The following is a 17,532-nucleotide window of genomic DNA, read 5'->3' as shown; positions in this document are numbered from 1 at the left end:
TTAAAACTTACTTAACTTATCTAAACTAATCTCACGCATTCTATATTTTTCTATGACTAATGAGAATATTATTAAAGTACTTATAAATAAAGGTACTATTAAATATAAAAAGCTCTATCAAAAACATTCATATCTACTCGACCAGTCAATGGACCTCTATTTAGATATACACTAATATAGCTGATTAAATATTGAAATATCGCTCAACCATATTAACAATAGCTAATGCGGTAGCTTTAATTTGTGCCGGAAGTATCTCTTCTACTACTGAAAATGCCAAAAGCATACTCGAAACCGAAAATCCTATTATAAAAAATATAATATATAAGTAACTAACTGTAATAGAACTTGCAAACATAATTACAGATGAAAATGCTAATAAAGTAATTAAATTACAGATTAGCATCCATATTCTCTTTTCACCAAATAGACTAACAATAAAACCATGTGATGGTCCCCCAACTGCTATACCTACGAATATCATTACACTTATTTGTGCTGCTGTGTGTTGTGATAGATCATAAGCTTGCTCTAAAAATAAAACATCATAAAGCTCTGAAAACGAATTAACAACAATGCCAACCATTAATCCTGCATAAATTGCTAATAACCATAACTTCTTATTTAGAAGCAATTTTAAACTTTGACCAAAGCTCAAATACTTAAAATTATTAGTAGGATTTTTAATATTTATCGATGATTTCAAAAAAATAATAATTATTAAACTCCAAAAAATACCAAAATAACCTATTAAGGCTAAAGCTGATTGTCAACCATGAAGGATCACTAAATGATTTAGTAATACTTGACCAAATATTCCTCCAAGTACTCCTATCGTATTAGTCAGTCCTACAGCGATAGGAAATACCCTCTCGGGTAAAATATCAGCAGCCACTTTTAGCGTTCCTATAAAAGCTACCGCTGAACCTACAGCAATCAAAACCCTACCTATTAGCATTGTATCTAAGCTTGGATCATATACAAATAGTAAAATCCCAAAACTCATAACTAAACACAATATTGATAACATTACCTAGAGCCAAACCTATCTAGCATCATACTAGCTGGAACTTGGGATATTGCATAAATAGGAAAATATATACTCATTACATAAGCTATATCCTCTATGCCTACTCCCGTATCCATAGATATTGGTTTGATTAAAACACTTGGTGCAGTATGTTGAAAATAGTCTAAACCATAGAAGATCGTAGCCACGATCCAGATACCCCACCCTATTAATAGACTATATCTCTGAGTCCTCATCAGTCAATACATATTAGTAGCTAACCATATTTATAGGATATAGAAAAAACCTTTTTTTACGATCAAATATCATTAAGTTTAGGTCTAATTACTTTGATTTTGTAAATAGTAATATTATAAATATTCGAATGAGGTGTATTTATATATATTTTGCAACCAAAATAATTATAAATTTTATGCTTATTTTAAATTCAAAAATTTATAAATAAACCATATACTTTATTTATAAATTTAATATCTTTGGGATACTTCTATGACAACATATAACGAACTAATATTTAATAGCGTTTCTACTCTTGTTATCTCAGTAATTATTGTCATTATAGCTATCTTGTCATTTCACATACTGAAAAAAAGAAAAACAACGATAAAACAAATTAATAAGTTAAAATCTCGAATAATATATATCAGCATAATAATCTTTTTTTAATAATAATAAAAATATGGCTTGGTGGGATTACTAACTTATTTACAATGTTGCGCTTAGTAGCTGCCGGTTTAATAATAGTAAATAAAGAAACTGTAATGAATCTTGTTGGCTGGATCATTATCAATTGGAGAAGCTTATTTTCTGAAGGAGATTATATCCAGATTTAAGGACAATATGGTTATATTACGGAAGTAAAGTTATTTTATTTAGAATGTATGAAACAACTGAACATGGACATAGAAAGACAACTGGAAAGCTTCTAAAATTCGCAAACTCAATAGTTATCACTAGCATTATCTCGACATTTACTAGCGATGAAAATATTATGTTACATAAAGTTCCTTTCCTGCTAAATACAGAACAAAATGTGCTAAAAATAAGAGATAATTTAGACTCTAAAATTAGAAAATAATTGCAAATAAATACTCATTCGATGAAGACTTCTCAAAAGTAGTATTCTTAGTAAGAATAAACTCAAACAATGTGGAGTATATAATTTTGCCTCAAATGTTGAGATAAAAACTGTAGCAGACAAAGAAAATATCGTAAATTTACAGGCTTATTTTTATTGTTATATAGATGATAAAAAAGAAATAGAACAGCAATATATTCAAGAGCTAATCAAAGAAGTTAAAGCTAAGCTTTCTTCCTAATAAACTTTTTGATATATAAATTAATAGTACTAATCCATAATGGACTAAACAATAATGACAATGATATCAATGTTATACAATATTGATACATAGTATCTGATAGAATTCCTGAAACATATCCCATAGAAATCAATACAAAACTGAATTCTCCAATTTGAGATAACATTGCGCCACCTATCAATGCTTCATCAGTTCTTTGACGTAATGCCTTAAAAATAAGTGCATTTATTGTCGTATTTAAGACATAGGTTAGTAGTAACAATGAGATGAATAAAGATATATGATTCCAAAATAGATTAAGATCAATCAACATACCTATAGAAATAAAAAAGAGCGCCATAAAAATTGTTTTGACAGTAGAAAGGCTGTGGCCAACCCACTCTGTTTCTTCGACAGTAGATACAATCATTCCCCCAATAAAGGCCCCTAATGCTGAGGATAGCTCTAAAGACTCAGTTAGCCCAGCCATACCAAAACAGATAACTAAAGCGGCAAAAACTCTCATTTCCTCATCTTTGCCTAATACAGATATAAATGGTATTTTTATATTTTTCTTTACGGCCATAATAGCAGCAATTGATATAACTAAAATACCTCCTACAACCTGTATCAATATCTGACTAACTGATGGCTCTTCTCCACCAATAATTCTTATAATAATAAGCATTGGTACTACTGCTAAATCTTGAATTAAAAGTACACCAAGTACATTTTGACCTAAACGTGTCTTCATACTGCCATTATCATTCAATAATTTAAGTACAACCGCTGTACTACTTAGACTAATCACAGCACCAAATAGCAATATCTTAGCTATACTCCAATCTAAAACATAACCAATCATAGATACAATAAAGCTAGTTACTAGCATCTGTAGCATTGTACCTATAGTAGGAACCTTCCAGTTTTCAGCAAACTTTCTAGGTGATACTTCCATGCCTGCAAAGAATAATAACAGTATTACACCAATTTCTCCTAACCTAGCTAAATTCTCATGGTCTCGAATTAGTTTTAGCCCATAAGGGCCTAACAAAATACCAGTTAAAAGATAAGCAACCACATATGGCTGTTTTAGTTTTTTGAGAACAATAGTGACAATTAACACACCTAGCATCACTACGACAAAAAGAGGGAAAAGAGGCTCGCTATGCATACTCAAAAATTCTATGATATATTATGATAATGATACTTTATAAACCCAATAAATTACACAACAATAATTAATTTTTTCTAAATTAGTCATTTAAAATAAATAGCTATCTTGTTTTATATTCTTATATTACAACTCTAAATTTTCCAAATAAGATTCTTTTGAAAAAATTACTTTACAAACTCATTATTATGAAATAAAATACGCGAAATTAGATACATATATTTTATTTCATATTTAAGAGAGGAGAAAAATATGACTAAACAAGATATTAGATAATGCACTAGCTAAGCGGGAGGATGGTCTTCTGAAGATTTCTAGAACTTATAGAGAAGGAGGAGACTATAAGAATCTAGCTCACAATTTTATCAAAAATATGAGCCTATTATAATAGTGAGGTTCTTTTCAAACCTACTCTTACTTCCAAGCAAATGTTTAGAGGTGGCTTAGATGGTGCAATATCTTATTTTGTGGCTGGCAATAACAAATATCCTGAAGATAACGGTTTTGCAATTGGCCCATGGGCAGAATTAGAGTTTGAAAACACTGGTTATATTATCGAAGATAATATAGGTATTGTCATGAGTAACAAGCACTTGACCCAAACTGATGGTACAACAAACTGATGGTACAAAAGTAATAACTAACTATATATGGGATTCAAGCCAAATGCCAAAGGTGAAATGCAAATCGTGCTACATTATTCATCTTTATCGTATTCTCCAGTATAATTAACTAATAAATAATACAAAGTATAGATAATGGCTACTAAAAAACCTCAAAGTTGGACTTTTCTAACAAATCATTCACATGTGTTATGTCTCATTAATAGTAACCTAAACATAACTATTAGAGATATGGCTACCAAGGTTGAGACCACTGAAAGAGCAGTCCTAAATTACTCAGTGACCTGACCGAGACAGCCTATTTAACAGTGAAAAAAGTAGGTAGAAATAACCATTACAGTATTAATAAAGACAAAAACCTTCGCCATCCTATCGAAAATCATTGTACTATTGATGATTTTCTGAAGCCTTTATCAAAAAAAACTTCTTAATATTATTTAACGTCGCTTATACTACTTGGAAAATATCTTTGCAAAATGTAATGCAAAATTCCCATTAGAGCATGAGCATAAATATATATCTCAACGGGATCAACAAGTGTTTTATGCATAGATTTTAAACTATCAATATATGATGACTGATAATTCCAAGCCGTAAACCAAAAAAATCCTGTAACCCAAGCCAAAGTCAAAGCTAATAAACCTAAACCTCGGACTATGGCAGCAATGCTACCACTACGAGCATTAGGTAATTTAAATTTTCTCAACTCTAATATATCTTCTCTTAGCACTGAGAAATCACCATACAAATATGGAAAATAGTATCTTAAACCTCTTTTGTCTAATGACATAATAAGCAATAGTACACTTAAAACTGCTAACCCTAATCCACTAAGCATATGAATATATGCCCATGCATTAAGTCCATATTTAGTATGCACAAAATTACTATTTATAATCTGAAATAAAACAGCAATACCTACTACAATATGTAAAATACGATAATTTTTGTCTTGTGATTGTCCTAAATATTCCCAAAACGACTTTATAAAAGAATATGTTTTGTTGCAAAGATTCATATTTTACTCATTATCACCCATAGCATTTTCAACTAAATTATTATCAAGCTCTTTTTTAGGTTTTATATTTGATATTACTTTTAACTTTTCAACTTGACCGATTAAATTTCCACGACCTGTTTTTAGTTTACTAAAAGCATTCTCATAAGACTTATTAGCATCATTTATAGATTTACCAACTTTTTCTAGATCATCTACAAAGCCGACAAATTTCTTATATAGCTCTTCAGCCCTACTATAGATATCTGTAATACTCTGAGCTTGCTTCTCATAACGCCAAGTATTCTCAACTGCTCGTAATGCTACTAGTAAAGTTGTAGGACTAACTAAGATTATCTTTTGCTTAAATGCTTCATCATAAAGATTAGTATCATTATCAAGAGCTAAAAGCAAAGCGCCCTCTACTGGTATAAACATAAATATAAAATCTAATGAATTTATACCTTTTAAATTCTCATAGCTTTTATTTGCAAGACCTTTTATATGCTCACGAATAGATCTTATATGAGCTTTTAGATGAGCTTGTTTTTGCTCTTCATCTGCCGCCATATAATCATTGTATGCAAATAGTGAAGTTTTAGCATCTATGATAATATCTCTACTATCAGGTAATTTGACAACCACATCAGGACGATATGCTTTGCCTTCATCATCTACAGTATGTTTTTCTCTGAAATATTCAAAGCCTTCGCGAAGACCTGATTTCTCAAGGACATTCTCAAGCACCATCTCACCCCAGATACCTTGCTGCTTGGTACTACTTCTAAGAGCATTTGTGAGATTATGAGCCTCAGCAGTCATTTTTTGGTTTAACTCTTTAAGAGTTTTTAACTCATTTTGTAAAGCTCCTCTAGCGGTAGACTCTTTATCATAAACATCTTCTACTTTCTGCTTAAAATCTTTAAGCTGCTCACGTACAGGATTTAGAACACTATTTAAGCTTTCTTGATTACGCTCATTAAGCTTTTTTGAATTATCTTCAAAGATTTTACTGGCTAAATTCTCAAACTCAGTTTTTAGTTTAGCCTCACTATTTTGTAATAACTCTAACTTATCTTTCATAGCGGCATTTTGTTCTTTAAGCTGAGTTTCAAGCATTGATACGTGAGACCTATAGTTTTTTATTTCTTCGATATAGCGATAAGACTTTTCTCTCTCTTCTTCAAGCTCTTGTTTAAGCTCATCTACACGAAGATTATTATCTTGTTTTAACTCTAAATTCTTTTGCTTCTCTTGATCTAAAAGTGTATCAAAAGTTAATTCTTTACTACGCAAAGATAATAATTCTTGCTGTACTGAATTTTTATAATCTTCAAATTGAGTCTGAATATACTTTGTTTCTATAGATTTTTTATTAAGTATAAAAAACAGCACTATGCCACAAATGACTAATAGCACTATCAATGCTATAGCTAATATCATTTTAAAAATTCCTTAGATTATTTATTTTTTGATCTTATAGACCCTTGAAGAGCCTTGCGAATTGCTTCTGCAGCTGTTTTTGATTCTCCAATAGTACCACGAATCATTTTTTCTGCATCTTTTTGTTTATAGCCAAGAACTAAAAGTGCATCTACTGACTCACTAAAGATTGATTTTGAAATAACCGCTGGTGTTTGAGCTTGTTGAGAATTATTAGTATTTACAGATACTGAAGCATCAGATGACTGACTATAAATCTCATTTGCCATTTTTAATAATTTATCATAAATCTCAACAACTAAACGCTCAGCTGTTTTTTTGCCAATACCCGGTACAGTAGCTAACAACCCATAATCTTTATTCTCGATACAATGTAAAAGTGTTGTCGAATCCATACCTGATAATATTGCAATAGCTGTCCTAGCACCTATTCCACTTACTTTTATTAATTCTTGAAAGACTTTTTTATCAACCTTTGTTTTAAAACCATATAATTGCTGGGCATCTTCACGAACAACAAAATGTGTATACAAACTAATTTGACTGTTAATTTCACCTAATGAGTAAAATGTAGTCATTGGAACAAAAACTTCATAACCTAAGCCATTAACATCTATAAGCAAAGCTGTAGGATCTTTTTCAATTAAAGTACCTTTAATAAAACTAATCATCACCTATATCCTAGCACTTTTGAATTGTAGCTAGTTTCAAGCTAACCATGAGCGCAACTAAAAATGCAACTGGAAGAATCATAAGTGCAACAGAAATATCTAAATCAAAACTATTCACTAAAATTCCAACAATAAGAGGAACAACAAATCCAGAAAGCATAACAACAGTATTATTTATACCAAAAAATATAGACTTTGGCTTTTCTGCTCTATAATTAGCAATTACTGTAAATGATAATGTTTGACCAGCAGCAGCACAACCTATCAAAAATAATATTATCATACTCATTGTATGGCTCAAATCCATGAATAATAACGCACAAACACAAACAAAACCTAATAAAGACACAACAAACAACATATTAACTTTATTTTTAAATTTATCATATAAAAATCCAAAAAATGGACTACCGATACCTAAACCTAACCATAAAAAAGCTACAGAATATGATGCTTGTGTTGCAGTAAAGCCCTTAGTCTCTAATAAACTCACACCCCATATCGCCCCTAAAGTAGGTATAGAGCAATAAATAAAGAAAGCATAAAAATATATAGTAATTAAATTCTTATTTAAAAGGTTGCCTTTAATTTCACTATTTACTTCTTGTTTACTCAGAGTTTCCGCAGCTTTAGCACCCTCTTTAACAAATATTAATATTAAAGCTGCTAAAAAAATTCCTACAATAGCAGATATTAATATTACTAATCTCCAGCTATCTAAATAGCTAACAAAAAATAATAATGGTCCACCAGCTAAGATTGAACCGAGAGTCCCTAATATCTGAGTAGATCCTGATAAAATCCCCATATACCTTACAGGGAACCACTGAGTTGAAATTATTAGCAATCCCAAGAAACCAAATGCAGCACCAATCCCCATCAAACATCTAGCAAAAATCGCGACATATATACTTGACGTTAAAGAAAATAATAAAGCTCCTAAGGCACAAGCAATAGTTGCAAAAAATAGTGATTTTTTTATACCGTATTTATCAAATATAAAACCCACAGGAACTTGTAACGCTGAATAACAAAGATAAAAAGCTCCACCAAATAATGAGAAGCTAAATGCTGTCGCTTGAAAACTATCGACAATCTCTTGGTGTAATGAATTTGGCAATACTCTTAAGAAAAACTCATAAAAGAAAAATGTTGCGCCAATAAGCCAAACTGTACAAGCTTGAAGATAATATCTAGTTCCCATAACTTGATAAGCGAAATTTTTATGTTAAAACTATTATAGATTTACATTTAGCTTTAGACAAACAGTTTTACTAGATTTATCTAATTCTTTTTTGAGATACTCGACTTGCTCCAGCAATTCTAGCTAAAGACTTACTACTATGATAATGACATATTGCTATAGCTAAAGCATCTGCGGCATCTTCAGGCGGCTTTTTGCTTAAGCCTAGTATTGATTGTACCATATGTTGAACTTGAGACTTAGCAGCTCCACCGGTCCCTACTACGGCTTGCTTGATTTGTTTGGCTGAATACTCTGATACTTCAAGACTATTAATAGCAAGTGTACACATCGCTACTCCTCGAGCTTGTCCAAGCTTAAGCGCTGCACCGGGATTCTGGAACATAAAGATCTGTTCTATAGCTGATTCAGTAGGAGCATAAGTATTTACAACTTCTGTAATACCATCAGCTATTTGCTTAAGTCTTCTAGCTGTACCCGTTTCTGTAATCCTGATACAACCACTTGCTACATAATATACCTTATTATCTTGAATCTTTATGACTCCAAAGCCTGTAATTCTAGAACCAGGGTCTATTCCTAAGATTACCATTTATACACTTTTTAAATTAAATAGACTTATAAAAATTTTATTATAGATAATTTTCAATAGATAGAGGCTTTTGAATATTACACATAATATTCAAATCAACAAGTCGCAATCCGACATTACATAAAAAATATGAAAAAACTATCCTAGTTGCTCCATTAACTCTTGCGTGAAGTTAACATTAGAATATACATTCTGTACATCATAAAGATCTTCTAATCTATCAATCAAATTCATAACCTTCTCAGCAATTTCGATATCAAGCTCAGCTTTTGTTTCTGCATCAAAAGTTACTTCAGCATTATCAGAGTTAAATCCTTTTACGATCAATGCCTCTTGCACATCAGAAAAATCATGAGGTGTTGTGAAGACATCTATACTACCGTCTTCATGAGTAATAATATCTTCTGCGCCAGCTTCAAGAGCTACTTCCATAAGAACATCCTCATCAAAACCTGGAGCAAATGAAATAATACCTTTTTTAGTAAACATATAAGCAACCGAACCATCAGTACCTAAGTTACCACCACTTTTTGTAAAGGCATGACGAACTTCTCCTACAGTACGATTACGATTATCAGTCATACAATCTACTATTATAGCAACTCCGCCCGGTCCATAACCTTCATAGCGAACTTCTTCAACATTAGCACTATCATCACCACCTGCACCTTTAAGGATAGCTCTCTCAACAGTATCTTTACTCATGTTATTAGCAAAAGCCGTTGCTATGGCTGCTCTCAAACGTGGATTTGCATCTTTATCTCCACCCCCTAGCCTTGCAGCAACAGTTATTTCTCTAATAAGCTTTGTAAAGATTTTTCCTCTTTTAGCATCTTCTCTAGCTTTTTTATGCTTAATATTAGCCCATTTACTATGACCTGCCATTTTTACACCTACTTTATTTATATATAACTAACTACTTTTTCTACTAATTTATCAATACCCTGAGATACTTCTAAAATATTTTTAGCACACATATATGCTGGAGTTGACACAACTTTTACAGATTCATCAACGCATATATTAGTCGCATCCATCAGAATAGCTTCTGCACCTTTTTTCTCTAGGATAGCTGATGTATTCTCATCTGTACCAACGGTTGCTTTTGTACCCTCTGGATAAACCAAAGGAATCATCAATGGTGCGATACATATATACCCAGCAGGTTTATCTGCCAAATAAAAAGCTCGTGCGAAAGTCAACACATCTTGATTCATCTGATAACTTTCGTCACCAACAAATGCAAAATCCATAATATTTTTGGCAGCTCCAAAACCACCCGGAAAAATGATTGCATCATACTCATCACTGTCTGCATCAGCTATATCGATAACATTACCTCTAGTGATACGTGCAGATTCTTCTAAAATATTGCGAGGAGATGCTTTGCTATCAACACCTTGATGAAGATGATTGATAACATGTTTTTGGTTTTTATTAAGTGCAACTCCTTGCCATTCTACACCTTGCTTTTCTAATGCTAGTATTGTTAAAACAGTCTCTTGTATCTCTGAACCCTCTAGATAACCACATCCAGATAATACTACAGCTATTTTTGCCATTTTAAATTCACCTTTATGTTTTATTATTTTATAAATCTAGATTATTTCTTTTGAAAACTCTATCTGCTCTATAGCTTGATCTAACCATAGGGCCAGATGCTACTTCTAAAAATCCTTTTTCAAGTCCAATTCTACGATATTCTTCAAATTGCTGTGGTGTAACAAATCTTTCTACACTCAGATGATGTTTAGTAGGCTGCATATACTGACCAAGAGTTATTATACCTACACCTACACTACGTGCATCATCCATAGTCTTATATATTTCTTCATCAGTCTCACCAAGGCCTACCATAATACTAGTTTTAGTCAGAATATTAGGAGATTTTTGTTTAACATATCTCAAAAACTCCAGTGTCTGCCAATATCCAGCTCTTGAATCACGCACAGGATGTGTCAAACGCTCTACAGTCTCAATATTCTGAGCTATTACATCAACTTTTGTATTAATAATTTTATCAACATTTTCTTTAATTCCAGCAAAATCAGGAGTCAATGCCTCAACCTTTATGTTCTCATCAAGATTTTTGATAGCAGTAATTGTAGCTGCATAATGTCCTGCTCCACCATCTTCTAAATCATCACGATCTACAGATGTTAGCACGACATATTCAAGATTCATAAGCTTGACACTTTCGGCTGTATTTTGAGGTTCTTCTTTATCTAACCATCCTTTTGGATTACCGGTGTCTACTGAGCAAAATTTGCAAGCTCTAGTGCACACAGCGCCCATCAACATAATCGTAGCTGTTCCATGAGACCAACACTCGTTAATATTTGGACACTTTGCTTCTTCACAAACTGTAGAGAGTCGATTTTTTTTAGTTATTGATTTAACTTTCAAATATTCTTTTGAATCTTGTTTTTTTACTTTTAACCATTCTGGTTTGCGTATATGTACAGAGTTTTCTTTTTTGTTTCTAATACCATCTTTGACAGCATGAAAACCATGGTCTGTAGTGTACTTTTTACCACTTTCAACTTTTACCTTTATATTAGATATTTCTTTCATACAATTATTAGAGCATTTGCTTGATCTATAATTTTTACTACATTATAAAAGATAAACTCCTATTTATAAATATTTACTTTCAGATTATATGTTTTATAGAAATCATTACTTACAATCATATAGAAAAAATCGACTTATATAATTTGCAGATGATTCCAAAAACATTTAAACTTTAACAGAACGATAAAAAAATAAGGAAAATACTATGCTATCACAAAAATTACTTAACGCTTTAAATGATCAATTTAATTATGAATTAGAGTCTGCTAATCTTTATCTAGCTATGGCTGGTTACACGTCAGATATTGGTTTAGGTGGCTTCACTAATTGGTTTATGGCTCAGTATGAAGAAGAACTTTTCCATGCAAAAAAAATAATGAAATTTATCTATGATAAAAATGGTCGTATTGAGGTTAAATCTGTTGCTGCACCACAAAATAACTTTGATTCATTACTTGAAGCTTTTGAAGCGACTCTTGAGCATGAACAAGAAGTTACTACTAGATTTTATAACCTAATGGATATAGCACTAGAAGAAAGAGAACATGCTACTAAGAGTTTCCTACAATGGTTTATAGATGAGCAAGTTGAAGAGGAAGCTACTGTCGGTGACATGATCAATAAGATCAAAATTGTTAAAGATAGTGGCTTATATTTGCTAGATCAAGAAGCTGCTAAAAGAAGCTTTAATGCTCCTAATTTAGGTTAATACTTTATACAAATTCTATATTTTTTCTTCTCATAAATCTTATCAAACAATATGCGAGTATAAGCACAAACACTCCTACAAACATAACACTAACAACTTGGTTTAATAATCCTGTAATAGAATTTGCCATAGATGAAGATATATACCATGCACCCATTGCAAAACCTATTGTTTTACTATCACAGTATATTCCTATCATACTCAGTCCAATTGCACTTACAAACAACTCTGATATCGAGATTAATACATACGATAAGGTAGTATAATTACCACTAATTACACCATCATTTGCTACAGAGAATCCATAATACATTATAAATAACCCCATAGCAGCCAACAAAACTCCAACAGCAAACTGGTAAGGTATATAAAATCTTGGTAAAAGTGGATATATCTTATAAGTAACATACCACCAAATATTATCAAAACTGGATTAACCATCTGATAGCTCGCAGGATTTACACTAAACCCGAACATCAAAAGATCTGTGTTATTCTTTGCAGCCATGACAAGAGTAGATTCCATTTAATTATAGATAACAAAAAATACTACTACTACGACTATTAATATCAAACCAACTATTTGCTTAATACGTACATCATCTTTTAAGAAAAATATTGTCCTAAATAAAAATAGTAATAAACAGAACATGCTTATGCCTGCCACAACAACATTTGCATAATCTGGATAGCGATAACAAATTACTGTAAAAACATATACTATAGCCAGATATCCTAAAACAACTTTTTTAGCCATATTTGTCATTGGCTTTTTATCAATTTCGTCAACGACATTGTCATAAATTTTATATCTAATAAGAAAAGTTTGCTATCACTATTAACTTACCAATAAAAACCACACTTAATACTGCTAAAGCACCAAATTGGTATCCAATTAATGAAGGAGCTACTAAATAAGCTAGTAAACTACCCAAGTTAATAGATATATAAAACATTGCCATGCCACTTTTTGCATGCACAGGATCTTTGCTATAAATTTTTGATACCATAGCTGATGCTGTTCCTAACTGCAAAGAGCCACATACAGGAACCAAAGCAAATACAAAAATAAAAAACTCATTACTGAAATGCACCATAAAGCCACTTAAAAATACAGCTAAGTATGCAAAAGCAAGTAACAAACTCCCCAAAAATATAGATCTTCTCAAACCAAGATATCTATCTGCAATATATCCACCAAACATAATGATTGCATAATTCATCGCCTTATAAATACCTTGAAATGAATAAGCATGGCTTTCTGAGAAACCAATACCATAATCTAGTACTGTTTTTGTTAGGTATAAAATTAAAATAGCATTAAAACTATAGGTAGCAAATTGCCCCAGAATGTAATTGTAGCAATTGTAAAGCTTTGCTTTGTTTTTAGATCTTTAAACATAGGTATTCCGAAAGAAAATAAGCTTTATACTAATGTCTTTTATAAAAAAATAAAAATAAAAATTTGGCATTTTTTTACTTCCTATTATTTCCTAACATAATCTCTGACTAGCTAAACAAGTTTACCTCTTTCTAAGAGATGCTATAATATCTAAAAGTTTTATAATATCAAAAAACTATGAAAATATATCTTTACCATCACTGCCCGTATTGTATAAAAGTTAGACTAGTGGCGGATCTAAGCAAATTAGACTATGAGATGATAATCTTAGCAAATGATGATGAGAAATCTCATATAGACAGAATTGGTTCTAAGCAGGTTCCTTTCTTAGAGAAAGATGGCGGAACATTTATAAAAGAAAGTGACGAAATCTGTAAGTTTATAGCAAAAACTCAAAATTTTGAGATAGCAGAATCAACGATTGATGGCTCTGTTAAAGACTATGTCACTAAATTAGCAGAACATTATCGTAGAATAGTATATCCTCGTATTCCTCATCATCCTCGTAATGAATGTGATTTCTCAACACAAAGTGCTAAAGATTATTTTATAAATAAAAAATCTCAATATATTGGTGATTTTGATACTCTGCTTAGAAATCCTCCCTACGACTCAATTATAGCGATAAATAAAATTCTTAGAGAAATAGCTCCCTTTGTTAAAACTCCTTTCATCAATGGTGATAACTTCTCTTGGGATGATATAAATATTTTTCCAGTATTTTTCATACTTACTATGGCTAGGGATTTGCTTGAGATTCCTGATAATATTAACCGTTACATAAAAAATATCGAAACCAAAACAAATATAGAACTATATTAAGATGATTATATCCATAGAAGCAATTGATAAAATACTACCTCAGACACAATGCCAGAAATGTACTTATGATGACTGTTATAGTTATGCTAAAGCTATTACAAATGGCGAAAATCACAACAAGTGTATAACTGGTGGAGAAAAGACTTTAAAAGAGTTATCAAAACTTTTAAATAAACCTGAAATACCACTAGATAGCTCACTTGGAGAATACAAACCTCGTGCTGTAGCAAAGATTGATGAGTCGATGTGTATTGGTTGTGAAAAATGCTTACTTGCGTGCCCAGTGGATGCTATTGTAGGCTCAAAAAAACTCATGCACACTATAATTAAATCAGAATGTACTGGTTGTGAACTTTGTATTGAACCATGTCCGATGGATTGTATATCTCTAGTTAAATTGGCTGCTGATATGCAACCAATAAATCTAAATCAGAGTGAATATATTCAGCAAAAAAATCATTGCCGAGACAGATATGAGTATCACAAACATAGAGTAAGCCAAAAAAAAGCTAAGCAAAGAGCTGTTTATAAGAATATTGCTACTGCTCAAGAAATAGATAAAAAATCTTATATTGCAGCTTCATTAGCAAAATATAAAAATAGAAAAAAGTCTACACCAAATAATGAATAGACAGAAGAGAATCCAAATTTTTGAAACTTGGAAAAAAAATAACCCTAATCCAACAACTGAGCTTGAGTATAGTTCTAACTTTGAACTATTGATTGCAGTTATTCTATCGGCTCAAGCCACTGATGTCAGTGTGAATAAGGCTACTCAAATTTTATATAAAATTGCCAATACTCCTGAAACAATATATGTCCTTGGAGAACAAAAGTTAGCCCAATATATTAAATCTATTGGGTTATATGAAACTAAAGCAAAAAATGTGATCGCAACGTGTAAAGATTTAATCGAAAAATTTGATAGCCAAGTGCCTGATAACTTCGATGACCTAATATCTCTAGCAGGTGTTGGTAGAAAAACTGCAAATGTAGTTCTTAACACTGTATTTAATCAACCAACTATGGCTGTTGATACTCATATTTTTAGACTTGCTAATCGTATACCATTAGCAAAAGGTAAAAATGTCAATGAAGTTGAAAAAAAACTCTTACGTGTAATTCCTAAAGAGTATCTTCAAGATGCACATCACTGGATAATACTACATGGTAGATATATATGCACAGCTCAAAAACCTAAATGTCGTAATTGTATAATTTTTCAGTACTGTGAATTTAAGGATAAGGAAAAATATTTATGATTTTCTCTCATGATAGATATCAACTTCGCAAGCTTTTTATAGATAGCTGGAATAAGTTTCTAAATAAACAATCGCTAACAGCTATTGAGGAGCAAATATCTAGAATTATAGAGCTACATCCTGAATACCATAAGCAAATTACTATTGAAAACATTGATAAAGATTATTCGCCTGAGATGGGACAAATAAATCCTTTTTTGCATATTAGCCTTCATTTAGCAATTATTGAACAAGTACAAACTAATCGCCCTATCGGGATAAATACCATGTATCCGCAACTACTTAGTAAATATAATAATGATGAGCATAAAGTACATCATCTTATGATAGACTATCTAGCAGAGGAAATGTGGCTATCACAGAAATATAACACTCTACCAGATGAGCAAAATTATTTAACAAAATTACAAGAGTTAGTGCTTAGATAATGAGAAATGTTAAAAAAATATCTAAAGTAAATATTCATTTTAAGCAACCTAAAGGCCTACATATTATAGCTTTTATAACATTTTGCTTATGCTTATGTATTGGACCTTTTATGACTATTTTAAATAGTTACGGTGATATTGATTTATTTTATAATAGAAATGATTATCTCTTTGTAATCTTTTTTGCTGGAATTTTTGGTTGTATCAGTAATTATCTTTTCGGTTCAACCAAATCAATAGTTCATGGACTACAACTCATAACTATCGCTATGATTCTGTCATTTATACACAATATTGTACTATTTAGTTGCTCTGTATTATGGATTGGTGTAGCAATAGTTATTGTTAATCTTCTATTTAATTTAAGTGCTTTTTATCTAAAAACAGATTTACGTAGAATGTATGGCTTTATAGGTGTCTACTCTAGTGCTTTACTTGGCATTGCGATAGGTATTATCACTTATATTACAATCTTCAAAGACATGTATAGTTTCAAGATATTCTACCTATTTATAACAATATTTTTACTGGTATTTTTCCTAAAAAATAGTTACAAACTTAACACTTCTTTAACAAATCAAACAGAACGAATCGATATTAGCTTTTATGGGGTATTATTAATTTTCTTTATTTTTTCATTTATATTATTTTATTTGCTACAAAATCTTAATGTCTTTAGTAGCCTAAACTTGGTTATCTTACCAATATCTTTGATTTATCTGCATATTCTCACTATTTCAAATAATAAAGAAAGTGGTATAAATCTTCTAAAATATGTATATTTCAGTTTAGGTCTTCTTGCAGTGAATAAAATCTTTTATCTTAGTTTCCTTAGATATGAAAATGTTGTGAATCCAAAATATCTTAATTCACCTTTAAGCACATCATTATTTCTACTAGCTGGATATTTTATATGTATAATCATATATTTCGGATGGAGATTTAAACTAATAACCTTACACATAGAATCAATTACGAAATCCCATCTTATAAAAACTATGTTATACATAGAAACTTTTAGAGTTTTTATTTTAATGATAGCTATTTTTACCAACAATACTCTTTTTTGCAATTTAGCTTTGATTGTTGGCACAATATTATCTTTAGTTTTAAATATTTTTATTGTCCCTATATATTTTTCACTAGGTAAAATACTTGCTGGTGGTAAAAATGAAGTTATCACAACTAGCCTACTATATCTAATATTTTCTTCTTTGATATTTGTGTCTTTCCTATATGATATTTCTATTACTTTATAAATAATTTTCTTGTAATTTTAGCTTCGCACCCATATTTAAGAATAT

Annotated in this window: 17 protein-coding genes and 3 pseudogenes; 9 read left to right on the top strand and 11 right to left on the bottom strand. The window is 31.0% G+C overall.

What is annotated here, in order from left to right; translation table 11 throughout:
• Positions 1 to 1,266: pseudogene (locus tag FNO12_RS03940) on the bottom strand (MFS transporter).
• A 641-nt stretch (positions 1,267 to 1,907) separates the two neighbouring features.
• On the opposite strand from FNO12_RS03940, the gene FNO12_RS10420 reads away from it, so the two are divergent.
• Positions 1,908 to 2,108 carry a hypothetical protein gene (locus FNO12_RS10420; protein ID WP_030003431.1) on the top strand — a complete coding sequence of 67 codons (201 nt, stop codon included), beginning with the start codon at positions 1,908 to 1,910 and terminating at the stop codon, positions 2,106 to 2,108.
• Between the two features lie 224 nt (positions 2,109 to 2,332).
• Here FNO12_RS10420 and FNO12_RS03930 read toward each other — a convergent pair whose 3' ends face one another.
• Positions 2,333 to 3,502, bottom strand: coding sequence for a cation:proton antiporter (locus FNO12_RS03930; protein WP_014715297.1), 1,170 nt, complete (start codon positions 3,500 to 3,502; stop codon positions 2,333 to 2,335).
• 428 nt (positions 3,503 to 3,930) lie between these two features.
• Here FNO12_RS03930 and FNO12_RS10415 point away from each other — a divergent pair, with 428 nt between their 5' ends.
• Both FNO12_RS10415 and FNO12_RS09795 read left to right on the top strand, forming a co-directional pair.
• Entirely contained in the window at positions 3,931 to 4,125 is a 195-nt protein-coding gene (locus FNO12_RS10415) for a metal-independent carbonic anhydrase family protein (protein WP_014715296.1), read from the top strand.
• Positions 4,126 to 4,260: 135 nt separating this feature from the next.
• Positions 4,261 to 4,556, top strand: a pseudogene (locus tag FNO12_RS09795) (ArsR family transcriptional regulator).
• 2 nt (positions 4,557 to 4,558) lie between these two features.
• Here FNO12_RS09795 and FNO12_RS03915 read toward each other — a convergent pair.
• The 8 genes from FNO12_RS03915 to lipA form a co-directional block, all read right to left on the bottom strand.
• On the bottom strand, positions 4,559 to 5,143 hold the full coding sequence (locus tag FNO12_RS03915) for a cytochrome b/b6 domain-containing protein (RefSeq protein ID WP_030003430.1): 585 nt from the start codon (positions 5,141 to 5,143) through the stop codon (positions 4,559 to 4,561).
• Positions 5,144 to 5,146: 3 nt separating this feature from the next.
• Positions 5,147 to 6,565 carry a DNA recombination protein RmuC gene (locus tag FNO12_RS03910; protein WP_014715293.1) on the bottom strand — a complete coding sequence of 473 codons (1,419 nt, stop codon included), beginning with the start codon at positions 6,563 to 6,565 and terminating at the stop codon, positions 5,147 to 5,149.
• Positions 6,566 to 6,582: 17 nt separating this feature from the next.
• Entirely contained in the window at positions 6,583 to 7,236 is a 654-nt protein-coding gene (ruvA, locus tag FNO12_RS03905; RefSeq protein WP_041257373.1) for a Holliday junction branch migration protein RuvA, read from the bottom strand.
• A gap of 10 nt (positions 7,237 to 7,246) precedes the next feature.
• A complete protein-coding gene (locus tag FNO12_RS03900; RefSeq protein ID WP_014715291.1) occupies positions 7,247 to 8,440 on the bottom strand; it encodes an MFS transporter in 1,194 nt (397 codons plus the stop codon).
• Between the two features lie 76 nt (positions 8,441 to 8,516).
• On the bottom strand, positions 8,517 to 9,032 hold the full coding sequence (gene ruvC / locus FNO12_RS03895; protein WP_014715290.1) for a crossover junction endodeoxyribonuclease RuvC: 516 nt from the start codon (positions 9,030 to 9,032) through the stop codon (positions 8,517 to 8,519).
• Between the two features lie 138 nt (positions 9,033 to 9,170).
• Positions 9,171 to 9,917, bottom strand: a complete 747-nt coding sequence (locus FNO12_RS03890) for a YebC/PmpR family DNA-binding transcriptional regulator (protein WP_014715289.1) — start codon at positions 9,915 to 9,917, stop codon at positions 9,171 to 9,173.
• A gap of 17 nt (positions 9,918 to 9,934) precedes the next feature.
• Positions 9,935 to 10,594 carry an isoprenoid biosynthesis glyoxalase ElbB gene (gene elbB, locus FNO12_RS03885; protein WP_014715288.1) on the bottom strand — a complete coding sequence of 220 codons (660 nt, stop codon included), beginning with the start codon at positions 10,592 to 10,594 and terminating at the stop codon, positions 9,935 to 9,937.
• A 28-nt stretch (positions 10,595 to 10,622) separates the two neighbouring features.
• Positions 10,623 to 11,606: a lipoyl synthase gene (lipA, locus tag FNO12_RS03880; protein ID WP_014715287.1), complete on the bottom strand. Its 984-nt coding sequence runs from the start codon at positions 11,604 to 11,606 to the stop codon at positions 10,623 to 10,625.
• Between the two features lie 205 nt (positions 11,607 to 11,811).
• Between lipA and FNO12_RS03875 the strand changes: the two genes are divergently transcribed.
• Entirely contained in the window at positions 11,812 to 12,315 is a 504-nt protein-coding gene (locus FNO12_RS03875) for a ferritin (protein WP_014715286.1), read from the top strand.
• A 4-nt stretch (positions 12,316 to 12,319) separates the two neighbouring features.
• On the opposite strand, the pseudogene FNO12_RS03870 reads toward FNO12_RS03875, so the two are convergent.
• Positions 12,320 to 13,786 (bottom strand): annotated as a pseudogene (locus tag FNO12_RS03870) (peptide MFS transporter).
• 107 nt (positions 13,787 to 13,893) lie between these two features.
• On the opposite strand from FNO12_RS03870, the gene grxB reads away from it, so the two are divergent.
• From grxB to FNO12_RS03845, 5 genes are read left to right on the top strand one after another with little or no spacing between them, the layout of a single operon-like run.
• Positions 13,894 to 14,538, top strand: coding sequence for a glutaredoxin 2 (gene grxB / locus FNO12_RS03865; protein WP_014715285.1), 645 nt, complete (start codon positions 13,894 to 13,896; stop codon positions 14,536 to 14,538).
• Position 14,539: 1 nt separating this feature from the next.
• Positions 14,540 to 15,169, top strand: coding sequence for an RnfABCDGE type electron transport complex subunit B (locus FNO12_RS03860; RefSeq protein ID WP_014715284.1), 630 nt, complete (start codon positions 14,540 to 14,542; stop codon positions 15,167 to 15,169).
• Positions 15,162 to 15,800 carry an endonuclease III gene (gene nth / locus FNO12_RS03855; protein ID WP_014715283.1) on the top strand — a complete coding sequence of 213 codons (639 nt, stop codon included), beginning with the start codon at positions 15,162 to 15,164 and terminating at the stop codon, positions 15,798 to 15,800. Before FNO12_RS03860 ends, nth begins: the two co-directional genes overlap by 8 nt.
• Complete coding sequence (locus tag FNO12_RS03850; RefSeq protein ID WP_014715282.1) at positions 15,797 to 16,228, top strand: DUF1841 family protein; 432 nt, start codon at positions 15,797 to 15,799, stop codon at positions 16,226 to 16,228. The genes nth and FNO12_RS03850 overlap by 4 nt, the downstream gene beginning before the upstream one ends.
• On the top strand, positions 16,228 to 17,487 hold the full coding sequence (locus tag FNO12_RS03845; RefSeq protein WP_014715281.1) for a hypothetical protein: 1,260 nt from the start codon (positions 16,228 to 16,230) through the stop codon (positions 17,485 to 17,487). The genes FNO12_RS03850 and FNO12_RS03845 overlap by 1 nt, the downstream gene beginning before the upstream one ends.
• Positions 17,488 to 17,532 lie beyond the last annotated feature (45 nt).

It is taken from the genome of Francisella orientalis FNO12, from assembly GCF_001042525.2.
GTDB lineage: Bacteria > Pseudomonadota > Gammaproteobacteria > Francisellales > Francisellaceae > Francisella > Francisella orientalis.
Note: the sequence above shows the minus strand (reverse complement) of the source record. Positions and strands in the feature narration are given on the sequence as shown.